27 protein-coding genes are annotated in these 25,201 nt (G+C 45.5%); 23 read left to right on the top strand and 4 right to left on the bottom strand.

Annotation, left to right across the window (positions count from 1 at the left end; all coding sequences use genetic code 11):
- Nucleotides 1-104 precede the first annotated feature (104 nt).
- The 14 genes from ACX4JR_RS15920 (at nt 105) to ACX4JR_RS15855 (ending at nt 14,478) form a co-directional block, all read left to right on the top strand.
- Nucleotides 105-1,088 (top strand): ubiquitin-like domain-containing protein, encoded by a 984-nt coding sequence (locus tag ACX4JR_RS15920; RefSeq protein ID WP_476058974.1) that lies wholly within the window; start codon nt 105-107, stop codon nt 1,086-1,088.
- Between the two features lie 89 nt (nt 1,089-1,177).
- Entirely contained in the window at nt 1,178-2,056 is an 879-nt protein-coding gene (gene rsmA, locus ACX4JR_RS15915) for a 16S rRNA (adenine(1518)-N(6)/adenine(1519)-N(6))-dimethyltransferase RsmA (protein WP_476058973.1), read from the top strand.
- 93 nt (nt 2,057-2,149) lie between these two features.
- A complete protein-coding gene (locus tag ACX4JR_RS15910; protein ID WP_476058972.1) occupies nt 2,150-2,620 on the top strand; it encodes a ribonuclease H-like YkuK family protein in 471 nt (156 codons plus the stop codon).
- Between the two features lie 191 nt (nt 2,621-2,811).
- Nucleotides 2,812-3,696, top strand: a complete 885-nt coding sequence (yabG, locus tag ACX4JR_RS15905; protein WP_476058971.1) for a sporulation peptidase YabG — start codon at nt 2,812-2,814, stop codon at nt 3,694-3,696.
- Nucleotides 3,697-3,755: 59 nt separating this feature from the next.
- On the top strand, nt 3,756-4,223 hold the full coding sequence (locus tag ACX4JR_RS15900) for a hypothetical protein (RefSeq protein ID WP_476058970.1): 468 nt from the start codon (nt 3,756-3,758) through the stop codon (nt 4,221-4,223).
- Between the two features lie 268 nt (nt 4,224-4,491).
- Entirely contained in the window at nt 4,492-5,385 is an 894-nt protein-coding gene (locus ACX4JR_RS15895; protein ID WP_476058969.1) for a respiratory nitrate reductase subunit gamma, read from the top strand.
- 25 nt (nt 5,386-5,410) lie between these two features.
- Nucleotides 5,411-7,030 carry a (Fe-S)-binding protein gene (locus ACX4JR_RS15890; RefSeq protein WP_476058968.1) on the top strand — a complete coding sequence of 540 codons (1,620 nt, stop codon included), beginning with the start codon at nt 5,411-5,413 and terminating at the stop codon, nt 7,028-7,030.
- A 313-nt stretch (nt 7,031-7,343) separates the two neighbouring features.
- Nucleotides 7,344-8,948 (top strand): recombinase family protein, encoded by a 1,605-nt coding sequence (locus tag ACX4JR_RS15885; RefSeq protein WP_476058967.1) that lies wholly within the window; start codon nt 7,344-7,346, stop codon nt 8,946-8,948.
- Nucleotides 8,949-9,122: 174 nt separating this feature from the next.
- Nucleotides 9,123-9,572: a chymotrypsin family serine protease gene (locus ACX4JR_RS15880; RefSeq protein WP_476058966.1), complete on the top strand. Its 450-nt coding sequence runs from the start codon at nt 9,123-9,125 to the stop codon at nt 9,570-9,572.
- A gap of 14 nt (nt 9,573-9,586) precedes the next feature.
- Entirely contained in the window at nt 9,587-9,988 is a 402-nt protein-coding gene (locus ACX4JR_RS15875; RefSeq protein ID WP_476058965.1) for a hypothetical protein, read from the top strand.
- A gap of 333 nt (nt 9,989-10,321) precedes the next feature.
- Nucleotides 10,322-12,031 (top strand): CAP domain-containing protein, encoded by a 1,710-nt coding sequence (locus ACX4JR_RS15870; RefSeq protein WP_476058964.1) that lies wholly within the window; start codon nt 10,322-10,324, stop codon nt 12,029-12,031.
- Nucleotides 12,032-12,210: 179 nt separating this feature from the next.
- Nucleotides 12,211-13,782, top strand: coding sequence for a DUF3794 and LysM peptidoglycan-binding domain-containing protein (locus tag ACX4JR_RS15865; RefSeq protein WP_476058963.1), 1,572 nt, complete (start codon nt 12,211-12,213; stop codon nt 13,780-13,782).
- A gap of 159 nt (nt 13,783-13,941) precedes the next feature.
- Nucleotides 13,942-14,244 (top strand): YbaB/EbfC family nucleoid-associated protein, encoded by a 303-nt coding sequence (locus ACX4JR_RS15860; RefSeq protein ID WP_476058962.1) that lies wholly within the window; start codon nt 13,942-13,944, stop codon nt 14,242-14,244.
- Between the two features lie 15 nt (nt 14,245-14,259).
- The gene (locus ACX4JR_RS15855; protein ID WP_476058961.1) at nt 14,260-14,478 is read left to right on the top strand and encodes a hypothetical protein; all 219 of its coding nucleotides are present in this window, start codon (nt 14,260-14,262) and stop codon (nt 14,476-14,478) included.
- Between the two features lie 71 nt (nt 14,479-14,549).
- On the opposite strand, the gene ACX4JR_RS15850 is transcribed toward ACX4JR_RS15855, so the two are convergent.
- The gene (locus ACX4JR_RS15850) at nt 14,550-14,936 is read right to left on the bottom strand and encodes a hypothetical protein (RefSeq protein WP_476058960.1); all 387 of its coding nucleotides are present in this window, start codon (nt 14,934-14,936) and stop codon (nt 14,550-14,552) included.
- Nucleotides 14,937-15,071: 135 nt separating this feature from the next.
- Here ACX4JR_RS15850 and ACX4JR_RS15845 point away from each other — a divergent pair, with 135 nt between their 5' ends.
- Nucleotides 15,072-15,629 carry a hypothetical protein gene (locus ACX4JR_RS15845; RefSeq protein ID WP_476058959.1) on the top strand — a complete coding sequence of 186 codons (558 nt, stop codon included), beginning with the start codon at nt 15,072-15,074 and terminating at the stop codon, nt 15,627-15,629.
- A gap of 233 nt (nt 15,630-15,862) precedes the next feature.
- The gene (locus tag ACX4JR_RS15840; protein WP_476060592.1) at nt 15,863-16,315 is read left to right on the top strand and encodes a DMT family transporter; all 453 of its coding nucleotides are present in this window, start codon (nt 15,863-15,865) and stop codon (nt 16,313-16,315) included.
- Here the strand turns inward: ACX4JR_RS15840 and ACX4JR_RS15835 are convergent.
- Nucleotides 16,301-17,026 (bottom strand): ZIP family metal transporter, encoded by a 726-nt coding sequence (locus tag ACX4JR_RS15835; RefSeq protein WP_476058958.1) that lies wholly within the window; start codon nt 17,024-17,026, stop codon nt 16,301-16,303. The genes ACX4JR_RS15840 and ACX4JR_RS15835 overlap by 15 nt on opposite strands.
- Nucleotides 17,027-17,033: 7 nt before the next feature.
- The gene (locus ACX4JR_RS15830; RefSeq protein ID WP_476058957.1) at nt 17,034-17,603 is read right to left on the bottom strand and encodes a L,D-transpeptidase family protein; all 570 of its coding nucleotides are present in this window, start codon (nt 17,601-17,603) and stop codon (nt 17,034-17,036) included.
- A 172-nt stretch (nt 17,604-17,775) separates the two neighbouring features.
- On the opposite strand from ACX4JR_RS15830, the gene ispE reads away from it, so the two are divergent.
- From ispE to ACX4JR_RS15795, 7 genes are all read left to right on the top strand, one after another.
- Complete coding sequence (ispE, locus tag ACX4JR_RS15825) at nt 17,776-18,621, top strand: 4-(cytidine 5'-diphospho)-2-C-methyl-D-erythritol kinase (RefSeq protein ID WP_476058956.1); 846 nt, start codon at nt 17,776-17,778, stop codon at nt 18,619-18,621.
- A 67-nt stretch (nt 18,622-18,688) separates the two neighbouring features.
- Entirely contained in the window at nt 18,689-19,372 is a 684-nt protein-coding gene (locus tag ACX4JR_RS15820) for a GntR family transcriptional regulator (protein ID WP_476058955.1), read from the top strand.
- Between the two features lies 1 nt (nt 19,373).
- A complete protein-coding gene (locus ACX4JR_RS15815) occupies nt 19,374-20,135 on the top strand; it encodes an NTP transferase domain-containing protein (protein WP_476058954.1) in 762 nt (253 codons plus the stop codon).
- Between the two features lie 145 nt (nt 20,136-20,280).
- A complete protein-coding gene (gene ilvA, locus ACX4JR_RS15810) occupies nt 20,281-21,489 on the top strand; it encodes a threonine ammonia-lyase (RefSeq protein ID WP_476058953.1) in 1,209 nt (402 codons plus the stop codon).
- A 98-nt stretch (nt 21,490-21,587) separates the two neighbouring features.
- A complete protein-coding gene (gene spoVG / locus ACX4JR_RS15805) occupies nt 21,588-21,848 on the top strand; it encodes a septation regulator SpoVG (protein WP_476060591.1) in 261 nt (86 codons plus the stop codon).
- 172 nt (nt 21,849-22,020) lie between these two features.
- Nucleotides 22,021-23,391: a bifunctional UDP-N-acetylglucosamine diphosphorylase/glucosamine-1-phosphate N-acetyltransferase GlmU gene (gene glmU / locus ACX4JR_RS15800; protein WP_476058952.1), complete on the top strand. Its 1,371-nt coding sequence runs from the start codon at nt 22,021-22,023 to the stop codon at nt 23,389-23,391.
- 35 nt (nt 23,392-23,426) lie between these two features.
- Nucleotides 23,427-24,371 (top strand): ribose-phosphate diphosphokinase, encoded by a 945-nt coding sequence (locus ACX4JR_RS15795; protein ID WP_476058951.1) that lies wholly within the window; start codon nt 23,427-23,429, stop codon nt 24,369-24,371.
- A gap of 55 nt (nt 24,372-24,426) precedes the next feature.
- Here ACX4JR_RS15795 and ACX4JR_RS15790 read toward each other — a convergent pair whose 3' ends face one another.
- The gene (locus ACX4JR_RS15790) at nt 24,427-25,128 is read right to left on the bottom strand and encodes a PRC-barrel domain-containing protein (protein WP_476058950.1); all 702 of its coding nucleotides are present in this window, start codon (nt 25,126-25,128) and stop codon (nt 24,427-24,429) included.
- Between the last annotated feature and the right edge of the window lie 73 nt (nt 25,129-25,201).

Here is a 25,201-nt window from a genome sequence, read left to right as displayed (position 1 = left end):
CAGAGACAACTTCCTGTTTTTGGAGAATTGATAATTTGGCAGGAATTTTAACCAATTAATAGAATGGTATTAATTGAGTAACGATTTTTGGAAGAGGTGGAATTGTGGATTTTGAAAAAAAGTGCCGGGGCATTGAGTTTTTAAGGAGTACGTGGGCCCTGGTACTTGCGGCAGCTTTGGGTTGTTTGTTTTTGTTGGGATTTGCCTGGGCGAGCAAAACGATAATTTTAAGTGTGGACGGTGAAAAAAGGGAAGTAAAAACCTTTGCCTTTACCGTAGGGCAACTTTTACAGGCCGAGGAAATACAGGTAGGAGAAAAGGACAGTGTCATCCCCGGGCCGAATGAATTCTTGCGGGAAGGTATGACGGTATCGGTTAAGAGGGTTGTACCGGTAACATTAAAGGCGGATGGTAAGGAAAAAAATGTATATACCTTAAGCACTACGGTGCAAGAGTTATTAAATGAATTTGGTATAATTCTCCAGGAAGAAGATCAGGTTATTCCATCCCTTGAAGAAAAAATAAAGCCGGGGATGAAGATTGAAGTAATCAGGCAACACACGGAAATTGTGGAAGAGGAAGTTGTTATCCCCAACAAGACCTTAAAGGAAAATAACTCCAATATTCCGTACGGGGAGAGCAGGGTAGTTCAAAAAGGACAGGCAGGGCTGGAAAAGAAAGTTTGGCAAATAACGTACCGCAACGGCAAAGAATACAGCCGCCAGCTAATATCCAGTGAAACAATTCGCAAGCCCGTTGACAGGATAGTGCAGGTGGGGACGGGAAAAATAATTTCCAGGGGCGGCAGGACGGTTCGATATTCCAGGGTACTTGATATGGTTGCCACTGCTTATACTTATACCGGGCATAATACCGCTACCGGTGTTCCCCCGAGGCGCGGTGTTGTTGCCGTGGACCCCAGGGTGATTCCTTTGGGCACCCGATTGTATGTTGAAAATTACGGATATTGTGCGGCCCTGGACCGGGGAAGTGCCATTAAGGGAAACCGGATCGACCTTTTTATGGAAAGTGCACAAAAAGCCTACCAGTGGGGAGTACGCCGGGTAAAAGTTTATGTACTGGAATAGGAGGGGTGTCCCTCCTTTTTTGTTATATGTAAATCCTTATTTCTATTGGGTAAAATATAAAATACATTTATTTAAAGGTGTTGATGCCTGTGGATCTTACCTCACCTTCCGTGGTACGGCGCTTGATGGAGCGCTATCAATTCAGGTGTCGGAAAAATTTGGGACAAAACTTTCTTGTAGATGCCAATATAATCTCTAAAATACTGGGAGGGGCGGAAGTAAGTAAGCAGGATATAGTTGTTGAGATAGGGCCCGGCTTGGGGACTCTTACCAGGAAAATTTCTGAAAAGGCCGGCATGGTGCTGGCGGTGGAAATAGACGGGGGGCTTATGCCCATCCTTGACGAAACTCTGGCAGACAGGAAAAATGTTAAGGTAATTCAGGGAGATGCCCTTGAAGTTAATTTTGATAATTTGGTCGCCGGTTACGCCGGGCACCGCGGGCTTTACAAAATAGTTTCCAATTTGCCTTATTATATTACTACTCCCCTGTTGATGCATTTATTGGAACATAAATTTAATTTTTCTTTAATAGTGGTGATGGTACAGGAAGAAGTGGCCAGGCGCATGCTGGCCCTGCCGGGTACCAAAGATTACGGTGCCCTGAGTATAGCCGTGCAGTTTTATACCTCCCCGCAGCTGGTTTGCAAGGTATCCCGCAATGTCTTTATACCCCGGCCGGAGGTGGGGTCAGCTGTGGTAAAGTTAGCTCGCAGGGAGACCCCTGCAGTGGAGGTAAGGGATGAAAAAACTTTCTTTTCCATTGTCCGGGCTGCTTTTGCCCAGCGGCGAAAAACGTTACTTAATGCCCTTACAGGCGCCGGGCTTGGGCTTGGGAAAGAACAGTGGAATAATATCATTAAGAGTGCCGGAATCAAGCCCGGGGCCCGCGGTGAGACCCTGGGAATGGACCAATTTGCCGCTTTGGCCAGGTGTTACGAAGAATACGTGGATAGTAATACACTTTAGATGGTGTTGCAAGTCGTTTGAAAAGGGGTGTTGACCAAGAAGTTATAGTTGAAAAGATCTTTGTTTTTTGAAATGGGAAAGGGGCTGAAGCAGTTGTATTTTATAAGTCCGACCAAGGGGAAAATGCATTTTGAAGAAATGATGGATGATATTTTGAGTTATATAACTGGTTTGCCCAACTCCTCATATAAGATAATCATCGGTTCCGATTCCCAGGTACGTAACGAAACCTGTTTTATTACCGCGGTGGTGGTTCACCGCCTGGGCAAGGGGGCCCGGTATTATTACCGGAAAAAGGTTCAGCGCAAGATTAATAGCTTACGGCAAAAACTCTTTTATGAAACTGCATTGAGCCTGGAATTGGGCAGCCGTATAGCAAAGCACTTTGCCGATAACGGGCTTGCGGACCTGCCGGTGGAAATTCATATTGATGCTGGTGAACGGGGGGATACAAGGGATTTGATTAAGGAAGTGGTAGGAATGGTAACAGGCAGCGGCTTTAACGCCAAAATAAAACCGGAAGCTTACGGGGCCTCCAGTGTGGCCGACAAGCATACCAAGTAAGGCCGGTGTAGAGCACCGGGCTTTTTTATTTTTGCGGGCCGGTACCCTGTTGCCGGCCATGCTCGTCGTGCGGAGCGTCTCACCACCTTTATGGGGATGAGGATTTTTTAATGTTTTGTCAATTACGTGGAACATCTTGACTGCCGGAATTCATAGAATGAAGGAACAATAAAAAAGCGAGGAAAGGATTTATGAGTAATATTAAACAAGGCGACGTGGTGGGACGCAAGTCATATAACTTTGATATATATTTCAGGGTTGTTGAGCTGGTGGAAGATGATGCCGGGAGAAAATTTGCCAGACTTAAGGGTATTGATTTGCGCTTATGCGCAACGGCACCCGTAAGTGACCTGGTAAAAATCGAACCTTCTAAAGTTGCTGAATATTGGAGGAAATGTATGACTAAAAACAGTGAAAATCTCAAGAGGGTATTAACCCGCAGGAAACAGGAGCGCCAAAAAAGCTTTATGAGGGCGGTAGAAGATAAGGGGCAGGCTTGTAAGATAGAAAGCTTTGATGTCCCCGGCTCGGTACTTCACCTGGACGGCGACGGGGAATACCTTGATCTCTGTATGACCACTTACAAGCAACTTAGTATTCCTGCCCATGGCTATAAGATTCCTGAAAAGGAACAGGCAAAACATGTTGTAGACTTATTGCGCCGGCACAGGCCCGATCTTTTGGTATTAACCGGCCACGACGGCTTTATAAAAGGACGTAAAGATTATGCGGACATTAATAATTATCACAGCTCCGCTTATTTTGTGAAGGCCGTTAAGGCGGCCCGGGAATATGAAAAGAGCAGGGACGACCTGGTTATATTTGCAGGAGCCTGCCAGTCCCACTACGAGGCCATTTTAGAGGCCGGAGCCAATTTTGCCAGTTCTCCCAAACGGGTTCTTATACATGCTTTTGATCCGGTATTTGTTATGGAAAAGGTTGCTTATACGTCCATATACGACCCAATTCGTTTAAAGGATATAATTTCATCCACCATAACAGGCTTTGACGGAATTGGCGGGCTGGAAACCCGGGGTAAGTACAGGCTTGGAATTCCCCGGCCGCAAATAGATTAGGTAACTCTTTCTTAATTGTCTGCATATCATGGGTTTGAAAACATTAGGAGGAGGTTTTTATGGACAAATATATTAGGGCCTGCAATAAATATAAGTCCCGTTTTATCGGGCTGCCAAATGTTTGCGGAATTGGTGTCGGGTACAAATACAAAGAGATGCAGCGTACCGATAAACTTGCTTTAATAGTTTTCGTGGAAAAAAAGGTGAAATGGGAAGAATTATCCCGGGGAGAGAGAGTACCTAAAATAGTGGGCGGGCTGGAAACAGACGTAATTGAAATAGGGAAAGTACGGCTTTTAGGGACCAGGTTAGAGCGCCACCGCCCTGCTCAGCCGGGAATCAGTATCGGACATTATAAAATTTCCGCCGGCACCTTTGGTGCAGTTGTAAAGGATATTAATACCGGCGAGCCCCTAATTTTGTCCAACAATCATATCCTGGCCAACGGTACCAGCGGCCGCGACGGGAGGGCTCAAATTGGTGATCCCATATTACAGCCCGGCGGTTGCGAAACTATATTGAACTAAAGTTTCTAAATAACTTAATATAACGAATTAATTAGGTAGCAGCTATTAACATGTAATTTCGATAATAATTGGTTTATAATTCGCCAAAAATTGATATTGTCGAATTACATAATTTTATGTTATCTTGTATTATGCAGAGGTCGAGGTTGGTATGGTGGTCTGACCTATAAGTAGGTTGAATTTTAAGCCACAAGGCTTCAGCCCAAGTGGGTTTTACCATAACAGGGCATAAAAATAATTATCTTAGAAAGATAAGGAGGAATGTTGATTGCTGCTGTTATTATTTATTTATTTTTTTATTGCTGCTTTTATAGGGCTTTCCCTGTATAAGGCCTACCGGTATGCCAAAATGCCCATGCACGGCCGCTGGGAACTGTACCCGGTACCAAAAGAGCCAGGGGAGAGGGGGCATTACGGTGGGTCTTATTATGAAGATGCGGAGTGGTGGAAAAAACCCAGGCGAACCTCCCTTGCCGGGGAAATTAAAGAAATGTTAAAAGAAATGCTATTTATTAAAAATCTCTTTATAAACCAGAGACGCCAGTGGTGGCTTTGCTATGCCATGCATTTGGGTATTTACTTGTTGGGTTTATGGACTGTTTTATTACTGGCCGGCGCCATTTTGGAACTGTCTAAAACGTCCTTAATGCAAAGTTTACCGGCTGCCCTTGTATATTACGGTACCCTTGTTTCAGGTACGACCGGGGCACTGTTACTGGCCTTTGGCTCTGCCGGCCTTTTTTTAAAAAGGCTTTTAAACAGTACTTTTCGCAAATACACTACGTTCCAGGAATACTTTAATTTGCTTTTTATATTTATTGTAGCGGTATCCGGGCTGGTAGTGTGGAGCGGAGATCCTGCTTTTAATTACGGCCGGGAGATTATGAAGGGACTTTTAACCTTCTCGCCTATCCGGGCGGATACTGCCCTGACCGTCCACATTTTATTGTTAGGGGCCTTGTTAATTTATATACCGCTGACCAAAATGAGTCATTATGTAGGCAAGTATTTTGCTTTTCACAAGGTATTATGGGAAAACGAGCCTAATTTGAGAAATTCGAAGATAGAAGAAAAGGTTAAAGAGAATCTAAGCTATAAGCCCAGGACTTCCTGGTCGGCACCTCATATTCATCACGGTACCCTTGCATCCGAGGAAAAGTAGCAATTGAAAGAGGTGGATAACTCCAATGGTTGACATAAAACCCCAAGATATGGGCAAGCCGGCGGAACAGTTGGTTAAGCCGGATAAATTAATGCCTTTGCCGCCTCCTTACGATAAACCGGGCATGGAGCCGGAATTTACCCCTCTAAAAGAGGTTTGGAAGGAGGATTTTTGCACTACCCTGGACGGATTTGTGGGTAATGATACCCTGGTCAGGCCGAAAACAAAAGAAGAAGAGCAGGAAATGATCAAAAAGTTCCTGAGCGGATTGGACAAGCTCTTTTCGGAAGATACTAACAGGGGCTTTTTGCAGCCGTTGATGCTTTCCTTTGAATACTGCGCCAAGTGCAATACTTGTTCCGAAGCCTGTCACATCTTTAAATCCAGTGGCGGGGCGGAGATTTACAGGCCGATTTTCCGCTCCGAGGTTTTGCGGAAAGTTTATAAAAAATATAAGCAAAACGGTAGTTTGTTGAGCCGTTTTACGGGCGGGGATATTGACATTAACATTGAAACGGTTATGCGCCTGGGAGAGCTGGCCTACCGCTGCAATCTCTGCCGCCGCTGTGCACAAACCTGTCCTCTGGGACTGGATAACGGCCTGCTGGCCAGGGAAATCAGGAAAATATTTAGCATGGAAATGGGTATTGCGCCAAAACCCCTGCATGAAAAGGGTACAATGAACCAGTTAAGGACAGGATCCAGTACAGGACTTACCAGGGCTGCTCTGCTGGATGTTATTGAATTTTTGGAAGAAGATATTTACGAAAAAACCGGCAAGAAATATAAAATTCCCATAGATAAGAAGGGTGCCGATATCCTTTTAACCCATAATGCCGGTGAATTTCTAGCATGGCCTGAAAATCCTGCCGCTTTTACCATCATTTTTGAAGAGGCCGGCCTTAATTGGACTTTGAGCAGTGAAATGATAGGTTACGATAATGTCAATTACGGTATTTTTTATGATGATGTCCAGGCACGAAAAATCGGCCTTGCCCAGCTTAAGGTCGCCAAGGAATTGGGAGTTAAGAGAATTGTCATTGGCGAGTGCGGCCATGCCCATAAGGCGGCTGCGGTAAGTATGGACCGGAATGTTGCCGGGGAAGATAACATTCCCAGGGAGAGTTTTCTGCCCCTCTTAAGGGATTTAATTAAAAAGAAAGCAATAAAAGTGGATCCCGTAAGGAATAACTTCCCTGTTACCCTGCATGACCCGTGTAACATGGCCAGGATGATGGGATTGGTCATGCCGCAGCGTGAAATTATCAAGGCCATATGTCCCCAATTCAGAGAGATGACTCCTAACGGGGTGCGAAATTACTGCTGCGGCGGCGGAAGCGGGTTTGCCATTATGAATTCTTTCAATTTCCCGGAGTTTAGGAATAAGATATCCAGCAGGATGAAATTTAAGCAGATTTTGGAGGCATTCCAGGATACAATTCAAGATCCCAAGGTTCCCAAATATGTCTGCGCACCCTGTTCAAACTGCAAGGGAGCCATCAGGGATATTCTTAATTATTACCAAACAACCGCCAAGTTTAACGTCCATTACGGCGGCCTGGTTGAACTGGTGGTCAATGCCATGCCTCAATTTGACAGGCCTTTCCTGGAATTTTTAGAGGAAGGTGAAGATACAGTTAACTGACAGGATATATAATTATTTATCGCGGGCCCGGGTTTACCGGGCTTTTTTATGTGAAGTTCGGCGGTATAAATTACCAGGTTGTTGGGGGGATGGACAACTTATTTACTTGCCGCGCCGGGCATATTTTAGCGTGGGGGTGTTTTGACATGCAGCGGCCTTCAGGAGCGGTGCGGGTGTTGGAAAAACAAAACCATATCTCGGTGCTGGCCGGTGACAGGAAAATTGACGAGATGATTTTTTTTTAATGTATAGAAAATTTAAAAAAGTCCTTGCCGATAAAGCAGTACAACACTCACCGCGGGAGGGGTAAGGGATGCCCGTTGTGGCCATTTACGCCCGGCTCAGTGTGAATGAGAAGGGTGAGCGGGATGAAAGTCTGGAAACCCAGTGCCAGCTGTTAAGGGACTATGTGGAGAAAAACGGGCTTGGCAGCTTTAAATTTTACATAGACAATGACGTATCGGGAACCTGTTTTGACCGCCCCGGGCTGATTAAACTGGTCAACGACATTAACAGCGGGATTGTAAAGGTCATTGTGGTTAAGGACCTTTCCAGATTAGGCCGCAATAACGGGGAAACGTTAACTTTTCTTGCTTTTTTAGAGGAAAAAAATGTACGTTTGATTTCTTTGGGAGACAACTACGATAGTTTTAGGGATGACGACGAAATTATAGGCATTAAAACCTGGGTTAATGAGCATTATGCCCGGGACATATCCAAAAAAGTTCGTTATAACCTTAGAAAAAAAAAGCAAAACGGTGAGTTTTTGGGCCGGCCGCCCTTCGGTTACCTTAAATCTTCCCGGGAAAAAAACAAGCTGGTGGTAGACGAACGTTACCGGGAAATTATCCGAAAAATATTCGAGCTATACATTGAAGGTTGGGGTTACAGGGCACTGGCCGATTATGTTCAGGGATTGGGCGTTCCCACTCCCAGTCAGGACAAAGGATATTTGTACGCGCCCAAATCCCAGCGCTGGAATGAGCAACATATTCGCCGGATTATTACCAACCGGGTATATTGCGGAGACAGCGTGCAAGGAGTAAGTGAGAAGATTTCTTTTAAGTCCAAGAAAACCCGGCGGGTAAACAGTGAAAAGTGGATTGTGGTGCCCGGTACTCACGAGGCTATTATTAGCAGGGAGACTTTTGAACTGGCCCAGAGGATGCGGGTTAAGAGGTGGCTGGAAGGGCAGGGCAGGAAAAAAAGTAAAAGGGCCGGCCCCCACCTGTTTACCGGCTTCATTGTTTGTGCCCGCTGCGGTGCCCACCACATATACCGGAAAAAGGGAAACAGGCCGGCAGGATATATTTGCGGGCTTTACAACAGGCTGGGGCGCAAGGCCTGTACCAGCCACCATGTTTCAGAAAAGGGGTTAATCAGTTATATAATCCAGGATATACAAAGTATGGCCGACGGTATTTCTTTCCGTGATCAGTTAATCAGGGAGTATGAGAAAGATAATAATAAAGACGACAATCATAAAAAAATTAAGAAATTAAGAGATGAAATTGCCAGCAGAAAGAGACAACTGCAAATGGCTTACCTTGATAAAGCTAGAGGTATTATTTCAGGGGAACTTTTTTTAGAAATAAATTCATTTTTAGAAAAGGAAATAGCCTTTCTGTCGGGCTGTTTGGATAAATTAAAAGCCGAGTGGGCAGAGATACAAAAAACAAGCGAAGATATTTATCAAAAAATTAATGATATAGGGCTGGATTTATTAGATAACGGAGACATTGACCGCATATTTTTGGAACAATTTTTAAAAAAAATAATCGTAATTGAAAGCGGTGAAAAAATTAATGAAGAGGTAATGGAAAAATATAGCCTGAAGACAGTTTTAAGTAAGGAGCAGCTAAAAAAAATTGGGCAAAAAAAAGGGCTTATCATTCTTTACAATGTGCGCTCTGTCTAAGCGATTTTGCCCGGTGCAAAGGCACCGGGCTTTTTTAAGATCAATGTGGTATCATAACCCGGGCCTTATGACGGCGGGACTCTTAATGATCGTATTGGCTCACTGTTAAGGTTCATACCCTTGACGCGAACTATTCAGGAACCGGAATGTCCTGTAGCTGCAGGGGTTCAAAGAATGGGAAACAGGCTGATAAAAGTGGTACGGCCTGATTATGAAATGAAGCTTGTAAGACATACCAGGGCTTCAAATTTAATCGATGCGGCTGTGGCCAAACCCGACCAGCCGAATCAGATAATTGACGAAATAATGGAATTGGGGAAAGTGGAAGGAGTGGCGGAGGCGCAGTTGGGTATGCCCATAAAAAAGAGCGGCCGTTCCAGTGGCTTGACGGAGGGCGGTGTAACGGCCATCGGCGTGAGCTTGCGGGTAGAATTGGGAGAGGAAGAATACGGTTGGTTTTCCGATCAAGTAGTTTCCGATATAAAGGTAAATCCCGGGGACAGCGGTTCCCTGGTCTTAAACGGGGAGCAGAAAGCAGTGGGCTTAATCTTTGCCGGCTCCGATCAATATTCCGTGTTTAATCGAATAAATAATGTTTTAGAACAATTGCAAGTAACCTTTTAGTGCAGGGAACGTTCATGGGTATAAGGGTATACCGGGCCGAAGATAAGGCACTGGTTTTTTTAGGGGAGGATAATATTCCGGCCATCGGTCCCCTTTTTAGTAAAAGGGACGATGCCATCCGGGCGGTAAAAGATTACCTGGCGAATTTTAACCGGTTCGGCCTTACCTCCGCTCAGGGCAGTTGCAGTGCGTCATTTGTAAAGCAAGCTGACGGCAGGTATTCCTTTGTGCTGAAGTACGGGGAAGTTAAATTGGAGGCCCTTAAAAACCTGGACGAGTTAATGTTAAAACGTTTTCGTAAAGGACTGCGGAAAAAATTTTTTATAGTAACCTCATTTTATGAGAATGAAGATGGACAGCTGGAATGCCTTGCCCTTACGGAAGGGCTGGGTGCTGTTTTAGTAGCCATAAAATAAAAGATATTTTTGGACGTTATTTTTATAAAAAGCCAGCATTTAATTGCTGGTTTTTTTGGTTAGTTATACCATGGTCCCCGAATTTTACGTTAACAATAATTTTTAACCGAAATAACCATTACTTGTTAACTAATCAAAGACGTAACTAATATTCAACAAATTGTTACATATACTGTCATCTGGTACCATTAAGATATACTTGCTATATCTGCACTGTGTATCCGTAACTGCCTAAAACAGGATTAAGTTAACTAAATCCTGAAAATCCTTCAAAAATATAAGAAAGGAGCAGTGACAGTGGAAACTTACTTGAAAAAAACTTTAGGGATATTTATGGTGTTAGCGGTTTTTTGCACGGTGGTGCTGGCTTTTGCTGTAAGTCCGGTTTTTGCGGTAGATGATGAGACCTTACAACAGTTTAATCAATCAACTGAAATTGCTGCTGCGGGTATATCCCTTAGCAGAGACGAAAGCCGGTTGTTGGAATTGATTAACGGTGACCGCTCCGAAGCCGGAGTTTCTGAGCTGAACTTGAATGAGAAACTTAGCGAGTTGGCCAGGCTTAAGGCCGAGGATATGGCAAATAACAATTATTTAAGTTATACCTCCCGTACCCACGGCACTCTGGAGGACATGCTTGAAAGGGCCGGCCTGGAGTACCGGTACGTGGGTCAAAAAATTGCCCGCGCTTCGGCATCGGTTTCTGTTGACCTCTTGCACAGTACCCTGATGTGCTACGAGTCCCACCGCCGAGATATACTTGATTCTCGCTACGATACCGTTGGAGTGGCGGTGGTAAACGCCGGGGAGCAGAAGTATGTAGTAGAAATTTTTGCCGGGGAAAAGCAAGAACCTGAACAAAATGAACTTGGGCAATATAAGCCTAACCCTGCAAAGTCTAACCCGGAGTCTAAGCCTGGTTCAAAGCCTGAACATGAACAATCTTCGAAACCTGAATCTAACCAGCAAACTGGTCAACAAAATAATGAGGTGAAGCCGGGCCCTGAATCAACTCCGGAACCCGGGCCCCACCCGCAGCCGGAGTCAAATCCTGAGCCAGCTCCGGATTCCGGTCCCAGTCCGCAGCCGGACTCTCCTGCGGGCAGCGGGAATACCGGAGTAATGGCTGCCGGCGAGAAACAGGTGCTGGAACTGGTGAATAACGAGCGCACCAGTAGGGGGTTACAACCCCTGAAGGCCGATGCCGCCCTGGTTAAATTGGCCCGGCTCAAAGCTGGAGATATGCTCGAAAATGGTGATTTTGCAGGTGGAACATTTGTCTATAAATCATCCCTTGATGTTTTTGAGATGCTCCATAATATGGGAGTACAGTTTGCCGGTAAGGGGAAAAACCTGGCCATTGCCGGTTCTTCCGTTTCTCCCGCCTCGGCCCATGATTTTTTGATGAACCGCTCAGAAAAGTACAGGGAAAATATTTTAAGTACCGATTTTGACCGTATAGGCATTGGCATTGTTGAGGGTGATGGTTACAAATATATCGTACTGTTATTTATCGAGAGTCAAAATGGTGGTAATGATTCTCAATCCGAAGCAGCACTCGAGCCCGGGATTCAGCCAGGGCAGGAACGGAAATCTGAATCCCCAGCTGGCTCCGGTTCTCCCGGGGGCGAATCTGAAGCTAATTCCGCTTCCATCCAGGGACTTTCTCCGGACGAACGGCAAATGCTCAGCCTGGTAAACAAGGAGCGGGTCTCCCGGGGGCTGCACGAGCTCCGCCCCAATTTGAAGCTGACTCAAATTGCCAGGCTAAAAGCACGGGAAATGATAAAAAAGGGGTACTTTAGCCATACTTCACCTACTTATGGCTCGCCCTTTGATATGATGCGCCAGTTCGGAGTAAAGTTTAATTATGCCGGGGAAAACCTTGCCGGGGCCCCCACGGTACTCAGTGCCCATGAGGCCCTTATGAATTCTCCCGGACACCGAAGAAACATATTAAGTGAAAATTTTCATGAAGTGGGTATAGGTGTTGTTAATGGCGGGCCTTACGGAAAAATGTTTGTACAAATGTTTGCCGGGTAGAATTTTTCATAGAAACATTATCTTTAAATAAATAAAACTTAACTTGGAAAATTTCCCCCAAAAGAAGGACGGTTGACGTCCTTCTTTTCTTTTTATTTCATCCCGCTACTTTACCTGGCACACTTCGGGATTAACTTCCATATATATAATACAGAACTTCTGTGAAAGGAGGAGCAGGTATGGCTGTAAATAAGGTACCGGTTACAGAAAAAATTACCGTTAAACAAGTAGTTGCCGAGAAAACGCGACAGGAAGTGGTCCGGGGAAAAATTAACGTAGAGGAAGGTAAACCGGATGTAAGTGAAGTTGTATCTGTGTATAAGACAGTAAAAGTAGATAATGTAAGCGTGCTTAAAAATAAAGTTATAGTGGACGGTACTTTAACACTGCAAGTGATTTATGTGGCAGACGATCCAGCCCAGCCGGTTCACCACACACAGGGGGAGTTGCCCTTTACTACTTATGTTGAGGTCCCCGGGGCAGAGCCCGGCATGAATGTCAAGGTAGATGTGGAAATTGAGGATGTGAAAGTCACACGGGCCAATTCACGGGTATTAAATGTAACTGCAGTATTGGAAGTACATGCAAAAGTTACTGAAACCCGTGAGATTGAAGTATTGGTGGAAATTCCCGGCTGCAAGGTAGAATCGGAGAAAATAAAGATTAAACATGTAGTAGGAAGTGAAAGTACCCAGATTATAGTTGAGGATGAGGTTAATATACCGGCAGAGAAACCGGCAGCGGCAAAGATATTAGATGTGGTGGATACAAAAGTCACTATTACTGATACGCGTGTTATTAAGGATAAAGTAATCATTGATGGTGAAGTGGTGCTTCAGGTTTTGTATGTATCCGCAGAAGACCCGGCTCAGCCGGTACACCATATGCACATTGAACTGCCTTTCAGCAGCTACGTGGAAATACCCGGAGTCGAGCCGGATATGAATGTGGAAGTGGATGCCACGGTTGAAAGTGCGGATGTAGAATTGGCCGGGGAGCAGGTTAATCAAGGGTTTGAAAGAGTTAAAGCCTACGTGGTGTTAAGGCTGGATGTGGATGTAACGGAAACAAGGGTAATTAACATTATTACCAATGTTTTGGATTGTCCCTTTGAAACCACTTTGCTGCGCGTGGAAAGCGTGGTAGGTGAGGATACCAGCCAGGTTGTTCTGAGGGATACTTTTTCACCCCCCGAAGGGAAACCACCGGCGCAAAAAGTGCTGGATGCCAACGTCAGTGAAGTTGAAGTAACGGAGAAAAAAGTTCTAAAGAACAAGGTGGTAGTCCGGGGTTACGTTGATATGCACATTATTTACGTTGCTGATACGGCAGCTTTAGACCAGCCGGTCCATTCGGTACACCGGCAGCTTAATTTCCGAACTTTCCTGGAAATCCCCGGTGCCGAGGAAGATATGGATGTACAGGTAAAAGTAATGGCGGAGTATACTAAGGCAGATCTTTCTAATAATGATATACATGTGGAAGTGGTATTAAAAGTAACGGGTAGAGTTATCGAGACCATGCAAAAGAAAGTTGTTACTGAAGTAGAAATACCCGAAGAAAAGCCGCCGGAAGTTTGCCCGCCCGGCCAGGTAATTGAATATACCATCAAACCGGGAGATACCTTCTATAAGCTGGCCCAAAAGTACTGCACTACCGTAGAAGCAATTAAACAAGCAAATCCCGGCGTGGATCCTCTAAATTTACAAATCGGCCAGAAAATTAAAATACCTTGCCCTGCTAAGGGTTAAACTTTTAGGAACTGTTGCGAGATAAAAGGGGTGTGCCCTTTTGTAAAGAGATGTTATATGCAGTAAAAGCTGTTTTTATTAAACAGCTTTTTTTATTCTAATTATTAATTTCGGTACATATACTTTAAAAGTTCATTTTTATGCCGAGGAGGGGCTTAAATGGGTCTGGATATAGGGAATATAATGCAATACATCCAGGATATCCAAAAAAAGGTGCGGAGCATGACAGTAACTGTAACCGCTGAAGACGGTTCCGTGCAGGTGGTAATGAACGGGCACCAGGAATTGATGCAGGTGGTCATAGACCCGGCGGTTTTTGAAAAAAAGGATGCTTCCGGGCTTGCCGCCGCTATTGCAGAAACTTTTAACCAGGCTTTAATAGAATCAAAAAGGATGTTGCAGGAAGAGATCAAAAAGATTACCGGAGGTATAGGACTACCGTCAATTTCCGGGCTTTTGTAGAGGGGGTGAAGTAAATTGACAGCAGGCCGGACCGGTATGGAAAAGCTGCTTTTTGATATTTTGGAGTTAAAAAACAAGCAGGGGATGGATTCAGCCAGTTTTTTGACTTTTTTAAGCCTTGTCAACCTTATGGGACTTGTGGAGCTTATCGGCGGGGAAAAGGATCAATCCAAGGCAAAAATGTCCGGCGAGTTGTTTTTCCCCCTGGGCCGGGTGCCTGTAAACAAAAGTTAGGGCTGCAGTTTTGCTGCAGCCCTTTTTATATGAAAAATATTAATACCGCGCGCAGGGTCACTTTTTATGTATTATCCTTGATTATTTTTCGGTGCGGAAGTATCTTTTGTGGAAGTTTCATTGTTCGTGGCAAGTGGTTCCTGCTGTTTTTTACCTTCCCCATGCTCCCGGCCGGCTGTCACGGGCAATATGGAAACATTTGCATTTTGGCTCTCTTTTACATTTCCCCCAAAGCTGCCCTGTTGAAATCCGCCGGTACCCGTGCTGTGCTGGGCAAATTGCTGTAGCCCGCTATTGAGAGTTTCCATCCCTTTTTTAATATTTTCTACGGATTTAGCTGTGGCGCCCAGGGCAAAACTTAAGGATTCCATGCTTTTGTTAAGAACTTGTGGAGGGGTTAAGGCGAGTAAACTTAAAACTATGAAAAAAGCAAATGGATTATACTGCTGGCCGGACAAATTGTTTTGACCCCCTTTCAATCATCGGCTGTGGTATGACTTTGGATTATATTATGCCTTTTGGGAAAAATGTGTTACCTATACTTTTTCTGAATCGAAGCAATCCTGGGGAGGACCTGAATATGATAGTGATAAATGCTAAAAAGGAAGGTGGTAGTTTTGAGTGAGCAAGAAAAAGAGATATCGTCGGAAAGAAACGGGTTAACTGATGTGCTGGAAAAGTTATTGGAATATCAACAAAAGAACGGGAAAAAAAATACATTGATTATGCTGGCTTTGCTTAATTTATTAGGCATAGTGTGGGGATTAAATGTGCAAAGGGATGAAGAAGCGAATCAAAGTAACTCTCCCTGGGGGCAATTGCCCTTTAATCCAGCCATGCTTTTAAATTTGCCGGGAGGCGGCCAAGGCAGGGGGCAAGCTTTTGATCTTTCTTCTTTAATGGGGTTACTGGGTAATTTTTTAGGCGGTATGCCCGGAGGGGGTATGGTACCAAAGGCCCTGCAAAGTACTGCTCCAGAAAATCCACCGGTGGGAAAGGCTGCCGGCAAAATGAAAGTGGAAAGGAATGTATATAAGCCACCAGGCGAGCCTAAAGGTAAGCTCGAAAAGGATGCTTTGCCAGGACAAAAGGATAAAGGCCAAAAGCAGGGAATTATTAAGTGGGATTTCGGAGAAGAGAAAAAAACTTGACCCCGTATATTTTTAGTTCTACCGGGAAAAGAAAATAAGGTAGATAACTCCGGGAAGGAGTGAAACAATGCACAGCCCTGTAGCCGAAAGAACCTTCCTGGCAGGTGGCCTTTTCAGCGAAGAAGGGGTAAGGCGAACAAGCAGGCATGAAGGCCTGCTTTTCACTGGTTATGGCCGGTGCTCCCTTTGCCGGGAAGCACCGGCCCGGCTTAACAAAAAACGGAGGAATGTGCATGCACTTAACGGGGAGAATTATCGCTCTTTTTATCGCAGCTGGCTCAGGAGTTACCATGGCCTTGCAGGGCTCTCTTAATTCTGCCCTGGGAAAGGTAATAGGACTTTTAGAAGCTACTTTTGTTGTACACTTGGTAGGGCTTTTACTGGTTAGCATTCTCCTTTTTGTTTTTGGTCTGGGGGACGGTAATCTGGCCCTTTTTACCAGGTCCCCCTGGTATACTTATTTGGGAGGGGTACTGGGTGTTTTAATCATCTACGGTGTTGTGCGAAGTATTCCCAAGGTGGGTGTGGCCGTGGCCACAACGGCTATCATACTGGGGCAGGTTCTTACGGCGGCCCTGGTGGATCACCTCGGCCTTTTTGGCATGAATAAAATTCCTTTTACCTGGCACCGGGTGGCAGGAACTTTACTCATGGCAGGAGGTGCATGGCTCTTACTCAAAAAATAAATTCATGCCCGACATGAGAAAGAATCCCAGAGTCATTCCCAGAATTAAAAGAGCCTTTCCGCTGCGGTGGGAGGCCGGGATAAGCTTATCCCGCACGATATAGGTCATTGCCCCGGCGGCAAAAGCCAAAAGTACGGATATGAGGGAGGGCGTAGTATGGAGTATTAACAATCCCAGAAGAGTTCCCAGGGGCGTAACCATGCTCACGGCTGCGTTAAGGGCCAGTATTCGTGCGGGGGAAACTCCTCCGGCCTTGAGCGGTAGGGCGGTGGCCATGCCTTCGGGTATATTATGCAGGCCGATAGCAAGGGCTATCATTGGCCCCAGGGATCCCGGGGTAAAAAATCCGGCGGCAATTGCCAACCCTTCCGGAAGGTCATGAAGGGCTATGCCCAGGGCAATCAGGTAGCCCATTCTTTGCAAGGAATGATTTTCTTTTAGATTATCACAGTTACCATGACTGATTAAAATATCTAAAAATGTTATAATAAAAAGGCCGGCTAAAAATCCCACCAAGCATTTTACAGGTCCGCCTAGCCGCAGGGAGGAGGGTAGCAGGTCCAGAAGGACCACTGAGCCCATTATTCCCGCTGCCAGGGCGAGAAGAAAGCTGAAAGAACGGGCTTTTAAATACCCGAGGCAGAGAACAATTGCAGACCCCAGACAGGTCCCCAGCCCGGCTATTAAGGCCTGGATTAATATTACCTCCACTTTTATGCTACCTTCCGGGAATGATTATTTTCTGTCCCGGGTAAATCAGATCGGGGTTCTTTATTTGATTGAAGGCTACCAGTTCTTCCACTGTAAGATTATATTTGGTGGCAATTTTCCAAAGGGAATCTCCCAACTGGACTATATAAATTTCATTTTTCCCGGTGGAGGGTGTTTTGGGCTGGGAAAGGGGGAGGTTAGTTTTTTCCAGTCCGTTGCAGGTCTTTTTCGTTATGTGTACGGGAGTTCCTATGGTTACTTGGGGAAAAAGTTCTTCTATATCATGATTATACATGCGTATACACCCCAGGGACGCCGCGGTTCCTATGGAAGAAGGATTGTTGGTTCCGTGGATGCCGTAGTTGCCGCCCGGGATGTCAAGTCCCATCCACCGCGTTCCCAGTACCCCTCCGGGGCTCAAGATTTTGGTTATTATTTTGTAATCACCGGTGGGAGTAGGGGTTGAGGGCTTACCTACAGCCACCGGGTAAACTTTTACCAATTGTTTGCCACGATAATGATATAACCGGCGGAGGGTGGTATTGATAACAAGCCGGGTAGCGGAATCTCCAGTCAAAAGAACACTCCTTTCTACTTTTGGTTTTAATTTTATGAGAGTAAACAGGGAGAAATATCTTTATAAGGTAATTTAGTATACGTATTTCTATAAAATCTTAACTTGAGGATAATTCTGTTGAGTTAATGATTAATTGGAATTTTTCTTTATGAAATAGCCGGAGGTTAAAAATTTGATTACTATACCCGCCCATGCAAAGATAAACTTAACGCTGGATGTTTTAGGCAAGTTGCCTGACGGCTATCATAAAATAAGAACGGTGATGCAGTCCCTGGAGCTGCACGATACTTTAGAGATTTACGAGGGGAGTCAGGGCATTACCCTTTCTTCTGACAGTAAAGTCATCCCCTTAGGGTCTGATAACCTGGTTTATAAGGCAGCCAGGCTTTTGCAAGAGTATTCCGGACTTGAAAGGGCAGTACATATCCATATAAAAAAAAGAGTGCCGGTTGCAGCGGGCCTGGGCGGGGGGTCGGCAAATGCGGCGGCAGCCCTGCTTGGACTTAATCGCTTTTGGGAGTTGGGGCTTTCGCCGGAGGAGTTAATGGAACTGGGGGGGAAAATAGGGGCTGACGTTCCCTTTTGCATAATGGGAAAAACCGCCCTGGCTGAAGGTAAGGGTGAAAAGTTGACTCCCCTTCCTTCTCCTCCTCCCATGGGGGTGGTGCTTGTAAAACCGGTCTTCGGCGTCAGCACCGCCCAAGTCTATAAACTTTTTGACCGGCTTTCCAGCGTACCGGGGCCTTATACCGATTCCATGATTAAAGCTTTAAAAAGAGGAAAGATTGAAGATATAGTTTCATGCTTGGGTAATGCCCTGGAACCGGTAACAGCAGGCATGCATTCCAAGATAAGGAAAATAAAGTCTTTATTGAAAAAGGCCGGTGCAATGGGTGTGGAAATGAGCGGCAGCGGACCCACCGTTTTCGGGCTTACAACAGGTATTGATGCGGCAAGGGAAGTGGCGCACCGCCTGGAAGTAAAAGATATGGATATAATAGTAACACGCACCATTTAATCCCTCTAACCACTTGCTATAATTATCTGTTAAAGGGTAAAATTAGATTAAAAAGGAGGCGGGGGTTATGGATAAACCCAAGTTGGCTCCTATTAAGCTTGATAGTTATAAACCCCTGCGTGAAGTTGTCTTCGAAACGCTGCGGGAGGCTATTATTAACGGGGCCCTTAAACCGGGGGACCGGTTAATGGAGCTTCAGCTGGCCGAGCAAATGGGCGTCAGCAGAACTCCTGTCAGGGAAGCTATAAGAAAGCTGGAGCTGGAAGGATTCGTTGCCATGGTTCCCAGAAAGGGTGCCTATGTTTCCAACATTTCAGTAAAGGATGTCGTGGATATTTTTGAAGTAAGGGCGGCCCTGGAAGGACTTGCCGCCGGGCTGGCTGCAGAGAGAATAACCGAAGAGGAACTTGATGACCTGGAAAAAATTTTGTTTGAGACATCGGAAATTATTTCCGGGGATGATATTAATGCCATGGTAGAAAGTGATAACAATTTTCATGAAATTATTTACCGGGCCAGCAGAAACCAGAGATTGACAAGTATCATAACCCTTCTTCACGAGCAAATACAGCGATTTCGGGCTACATCCCTGGCCATGCCCGGACGTACCAGGGATGCCATTGAAGAACATAAAAAAATTGTAGAAGCCATTAGTGAAAGAAACGTGGAATTGGCCCAGACATTGGCCCGGGAACATATAGAAAATGCTGAACAAAGTTTTCTAAGAGCTTTACAGGAGGCCGAGAAATAGTATGGTTGATGCCCTGGTGTTGGCAGGCAGCCTTAATCAAGGGGCGCTGCGTGCGTGCAGTACCGTTCGCTATGAGGCTCTTATCCCCATAGGGAAAAAATCCATGGTAGAGTACGTAGTCGATGCGCTCCGCGAGTCAAACCGCATTAACCGAATTGTGGTGGTGGGGCCCGAGGAGGAATTATCGGGCAAGTTTGCCAGTAAAAACGTACAGGTCACCACTCCCAAGGAAAGCCTGGTTGAAAATATAGTGCTGGGCCTTTCCTGCTTACCGGAAACAAAGCGGGTACTGGTAGTTACTTCCGATATACCCTTAATCAATTCTAAAGCTATTGATAATTTTTTGGATTTATGTGAGCAAGAAGGGGCGGCAGATCTTTATTATCCCATAGTGCCCCGGGAAGTGGTGGAAAGGCGCTTTGCCAAAAGTAAGCGAACTTATGTCAGTCTTAAGGAAGGTGTTTTTACCGGGGGAAATGTTTTCCTTTTGAATCCGGAAGTGGTTTTGCGCTGTCTACCCATAGGAGAACAGCTGGTTAATGCCAGAAAAAGTCCCTTAAAGTTATGCCGCTTGGTTGGATTGATGTTTTTGGTAAAATACTTAATGCGCTCCGTCACCTTGCAAGAAGCACAAAAAAAGGTTTCCAGGTTGCTTGGGATTAAGGGGAAGGTAGTGATAAGTACAGATCCTGAGCTGGGTATAGATGTGGATAAACCCAGCGATTTGGACCTGGTAAATAAAAAGTTAGGAATGGCGAGATAAAAATAAGAAAAAGCTTGTTTTTTTAACCCCGTAGGGGTTTTTTTATTTTATGCCAATATTATGTAATTAAATAAACTGATTTTGGTAATAATATACCAGTGATGTTTTATTTATTTGGGGGAATTGAAACTGGGAGAAAAATGACATGAGTGATCAATTGACTGTGGAAGAGGTCAGGCAGGCAGCAGAGTGCCTGTCGGGGGTAGCACATTATACTCCCCTGGATTATTCCCGGACCTTTAGCGAATTAACCGGAAGTCAAGTTTATCTTAAATTGGAAAACCTCCAAAGAACCGGTTCTTTTAAAATAAGGGGTGCCTATTATGCCATAGCCAGCCTGGCGGGTCACGAAAAACAAAAGGGGGTAATCGCCGCTTCGGCCGGGAATCACGCCCAGGGGGTTGCGTATGCGGCCTCCCGGCTGGGAATAAAATCTACCATTGTTATGCCTGAGAGTGCCCCCATTTCCAAGATTATGGCCACTGCCAGCCACGGGGCGGAAGTCGTACTGTCCGGAAAGGGGTATAATGAAGCTTTTGAACAGGCCATGGCCTTGCAAAAGGCCAGCGGGGCCACATATATTCACGGTTTCGATGATTACAGGATTATGGCCGGCCAGGGTACGATTTCCCTGGAGCTTTTGAGGCAATTACCCGGGTTGGATGCCGTGGTAGTGCCCGTAGGCGGCGGGGGCCTGATTTCCGGGATGGCTTGTGTTTTAAAACAGTTAAAGCCCGGAGTAAGGGTTGTGGGGGTGCAGGCCCAAGGGGCCCCTTCCATGTATGAAAGTAAAAAAGCCGGCGAGATAAGAGAAGTTTCTTATATTTCTACCATAGCGGACGGGATTGCAGTACAAAAGCCGGGGCAGTTTACTTTTGAAATGGTTTGCCGCTATGTTGATGATATTGTGACTGTAGATGATGAGGAAATTTCCAGATCCATATTGCTGCTTCTGGAAAGGTCTAAATTGTTGGTGGAGGGGGCCGGTGCGGTAGGTCTTGCTGCCCTTCTGCAGCGTAAAGTAGTATTTCCAGGTATGAATGTGGCAGTCGTTATTTCCGGCGGCAATATCGATATAAATTTATTATCAGTGATTATAGAAAGAGGCTTGGTTAAGGAAGGCAGGCGCCTCAGGGTGAGCTGCCTTCTGCCGGACATTCCCGGCAGCCTGAATAAATTACTGGCAGAGGTTTCCCGGTATAAGGGTAATGTTATCAGTATCAGTCACGACCGCATCGATCCCAAAGTACCGTTAAGGAGGGCCCGGGTAGATATGGTTTTGGAGACCAGGGACCGGAGCCATATATCTGAAATTAAAGAAGCGTTGAATAAAAGGGGGTATTTAGAAGGGTAATATTTTCTCTTGTTAAAAAAGCTTGCAGGAATTTTTATCCTTATGCCGAAGAATTAAACAATCAGATGGCAACTTATGGCTGGAAAGGTGGTGAGACAGTGAACGTTACGGATGTTAGAGTGCGGAAAATTCTCACCGACGGCAAAATGAAGGCAATTGTTTCAGTAACCCTCAACGATATGTTTGTTATTCACGATGTAAAAGTTGTAGAAGGGCAAAAAGGTTTATTTGTGGCTATGCCGAGCCGCAAAACTCCCAGTGGCGAATTTAGAGATATAGCCCATCCCATTAATTCTTCGGCCAGGGAAATTATCCAGTCTGCAGTGCTGGAAGCATATAAAAAGGCAACTGCTATATAAATCTGGTAAAAGGGAGCATGTAAGCTCTCTTTTTTATTAATATTCAGAAAATATTACGTAAAAGGGAAATGACGTTTTTTATAGAATTAAACTTTTCATTGGCACGATCATGGTTAATAATAAGGTTGCGTGGAATAGTACAGTGAGTTTGTTTTAATAAGGAGGGGCCGGGATGGGTGTGGCAGCTGTAATACTGGCGGCAGGAAAAGGTACCAGAATGAAATCCGAAAGGCCCAAGGTTTTACATAAAATTTGCGGAAAGCCCATGATTGTTCACGTTATCGATGCGGTGGAAAAGGCCGGGGCAGAAAAAACCGTTGTGGTGGTTGGTTATAAGGGGGAAGAAGTGGAAAGGGAGCTGGGGGGCCGGGTGACCACTGTTTATCAGCGTGAACAATTGGGGACGGCCCATGCACTTCTGCAGGCACGTTCCGTCCTGGAAGGATATAAGGGACGTATTTTGGTGGTATGTGGCGATACTCCCCTGGTAAGTTGTGATACCCTCCGTAAGCTGGTAGGCGAGTCTGAGCGAGCCGGCGCTTCGGCAACGGTACTTACAGCTGTACTGGAAGATCCTTCGGGGTACGGCAGAATAATAAGAGACGCCGGGGGGAATGTTTCCAAAATTGTAGAGCAAAAGGATGCCGGGCCCGATGAGCTGGTAGTGCGGGAAATAAATAGCGGGATCTATTGTTTTGCTGCGGAAGGTCTTTTTGAGGTACTATCCGGCCTGGATTCCAACAACGCCCAGGGTGAGTATTATCTTACGGATATTATAGAAGTTTACAAAAATAAGGGATTAAAGGTGAATGCTTTAAGCAGCGCCGATCCCCTGGAAATTCTCGGGGTCAATGACCGCAGGCAGCTGGCCCGAGTGGAAAAAATTATGCGTAGAAAGATTTTGGAGCGTTTGATGATTTCCGGCGTAACCGTGGTGGACCCTGATACCACCTATATTGACAGTGAAGTAAATATTGGGAGGGATACTATTATATATCCCTTTACGATTATAGAAGGTGACACTGTTATTGGAGACAGGTGCAGTATCGGGCCTTCCGCCAGACTTATTAACGTCAGGTTGGGTGAAAATACCAAGGTTGAACAGTCCACCATTTGTGATAGTATTATAGGCAGTGATTGTTTAATAGGGCCTTATGCGTACATACGCCCGGGATGTGTTATCGGGCAGAAGGTGAAAGTCGGGGATTTTGTGGAGCTGAAAAAAGTATCAATCGGCGATGGCAGCAAAGTGCCCCACTTGACGTATATGGGGGATGCCCGGGTCGGTGAGGGTGTTAATGTAGGTGCCGGTACCATCACCTGTAACTATGACGGAAAGAGAAAACACCCCACTTATATTGGTGACGGGGCTTTTATTGGAAGTAATACAAACCTGGTGGCCCCGGTTACCATCGGGGAAAAGGCTGTTATTGGTGCCGGTTCCACCATTACCAAGGATGTTCCTCCAGGAGCACTGGGGGTGGCCCGGAGCAGGCAGAAAGTGTATGATAACTGGAAGGGTAGAAAAGATGATAAGGAATAAAATGTTAATGAACTTGATAACTGGAGGTACTTGGGATGTCTTCCCGTAAAAGATTAAAGATTTTTTCGGGTAATGCCAATATTGCACTGGCTGAGGAAATAGCACAATATCTGGGAGTTTCCCTGGGAGCCGCCAAGGTAACTCGCTTTTCAGACGGGGAAATTCAGGTCAAAATTAATGAAAGCGTTCGCGGCGCGGATGTATTCATTATTCAGTCCACATCTCACCCGGTGAATGAAAATCTCATGGAATTACTGGTCATGGTTGATGCAGTGAGGCGGGCCTCGGCACGCCGCATTACCACGGTAATTCCTTATTACGGCTATGCCCGCCAGGACAGAAAAACCCGCGCCAGGGATCCTATTACTGCAAAATTGGTGGCCAACTTGCTGTACGCCAGTGGTGCCCGGCGGGTTGTCACCATGGACCTGCATGCAGGTCAGATTCAGGGCTTTTTCGATATACCGGTGGACCACTTACCTGGAGTGCCCATTTTAGCTGAGTATTTCTTGCAGCAGAAGCTCGACAATGTGGTTGTGGTTAGCCCCGACCTGGGCGGGGTCACCCGGGCCCGGGATTTGGCCGAGCGTATAGGGGCTCCCATTGCCATAATTGATAAAAGGCGTCCTGAGCCTAACGTGGCTGAAGTAATGAACATTATAGGTACCATTAAGGGTAAAAAAGTTATAATGATTGATGATATAATTGATACTGCAGGAACCATCAGTCAGGGCTCCCGGGCGTTGAAAGAATGGGGTGCAGGGGATATTTATGTTTGCTGTACCCACCCTGTGCTGAGCGGGCCGGCCATTGAGAGATTGGCCAAAGCGCCCATCAAAGAGGTTTTGGTTACCAATACCATTACCTTGCCCCAGGAGAAACTGATGGACAAGATTAAAGTACTTTCCGTGGCTCCGCTTTTGGGAGAGGCCATTATAAGGATTCATGAAGATCTTTCAGTAAGCAAGTTGTTCGATTAGAGCCGGGGCGCTGCTGCAAATAAAAATCCCTTCAGGGGTAATTCAGTGGGTTTAATTAACTTTCAGGACTTGGAGGATTACCTGTGGGCCCTCCTTTGTTCCGGGTTTGCTCTTTATGTTGTCTGGAGCGTTTTGTAATTTTACTGAGGGATTTATTCAGTGAGCTGCCCAAATTGCGGGTTTTTTGAACGGTGTTGTCCCAAATTTGGGAAGTGGTATTTTTAAGGGACTTAACCGTTTCCTGGATACCTCCTTCCATTTTTATTACATTGTCTATGGCCTCATCGGAGCATATTATTACATCCTTGCCCATGGTCAGGATATAATTGGTATCCAGGAAGGCCTTGCCTTGCATTACGCTACTCAGGAATTTGCCCGCAAACTCCAATCCTACCAATTGTCCGGATGTCAAGTCTACATAGTATTCGTCCACATAACCTAAGAGAGTACCGTTTTCAGTAACAATCCGGGTACCGATTATTTCAATATTGTCTTTTAAAAGTTTCATGATATTGGGCAAGCTGCTTCCTCTTTCAGCGCTTGCCGTGCGGTCGATGGTGATGGCATCTTCTCCCACGCTTTTCACTTTATTAAAGGGAATGTATTTTTGTTCTTTAAACCACCCCTTTTGTTCTATTACCAGGGCGGCCACTTGTTTTAGGGAAGGGTCCACCACCAGGCCTTTCACGGAGCCAATTTGCAGGCCCTCCTGAAGGCTAATTACGGGCATGGATAAAAGTTGCTTACTTTTGCGCACCCTGAGCCCCCCTTCCATACCACATTCTCAAGTTAAGCTTATGACCGATAAGAGTTTTATATGACCAGAAAAA

This window comes from Desulfofundulus sp. JL263-se (assembly GCF_056316025.1).
The sequence above is the reverse complement of the archived record's forward strand: the minus strand, read 5'-3'. Positions and strand labels throughout refer to the sequence as shown.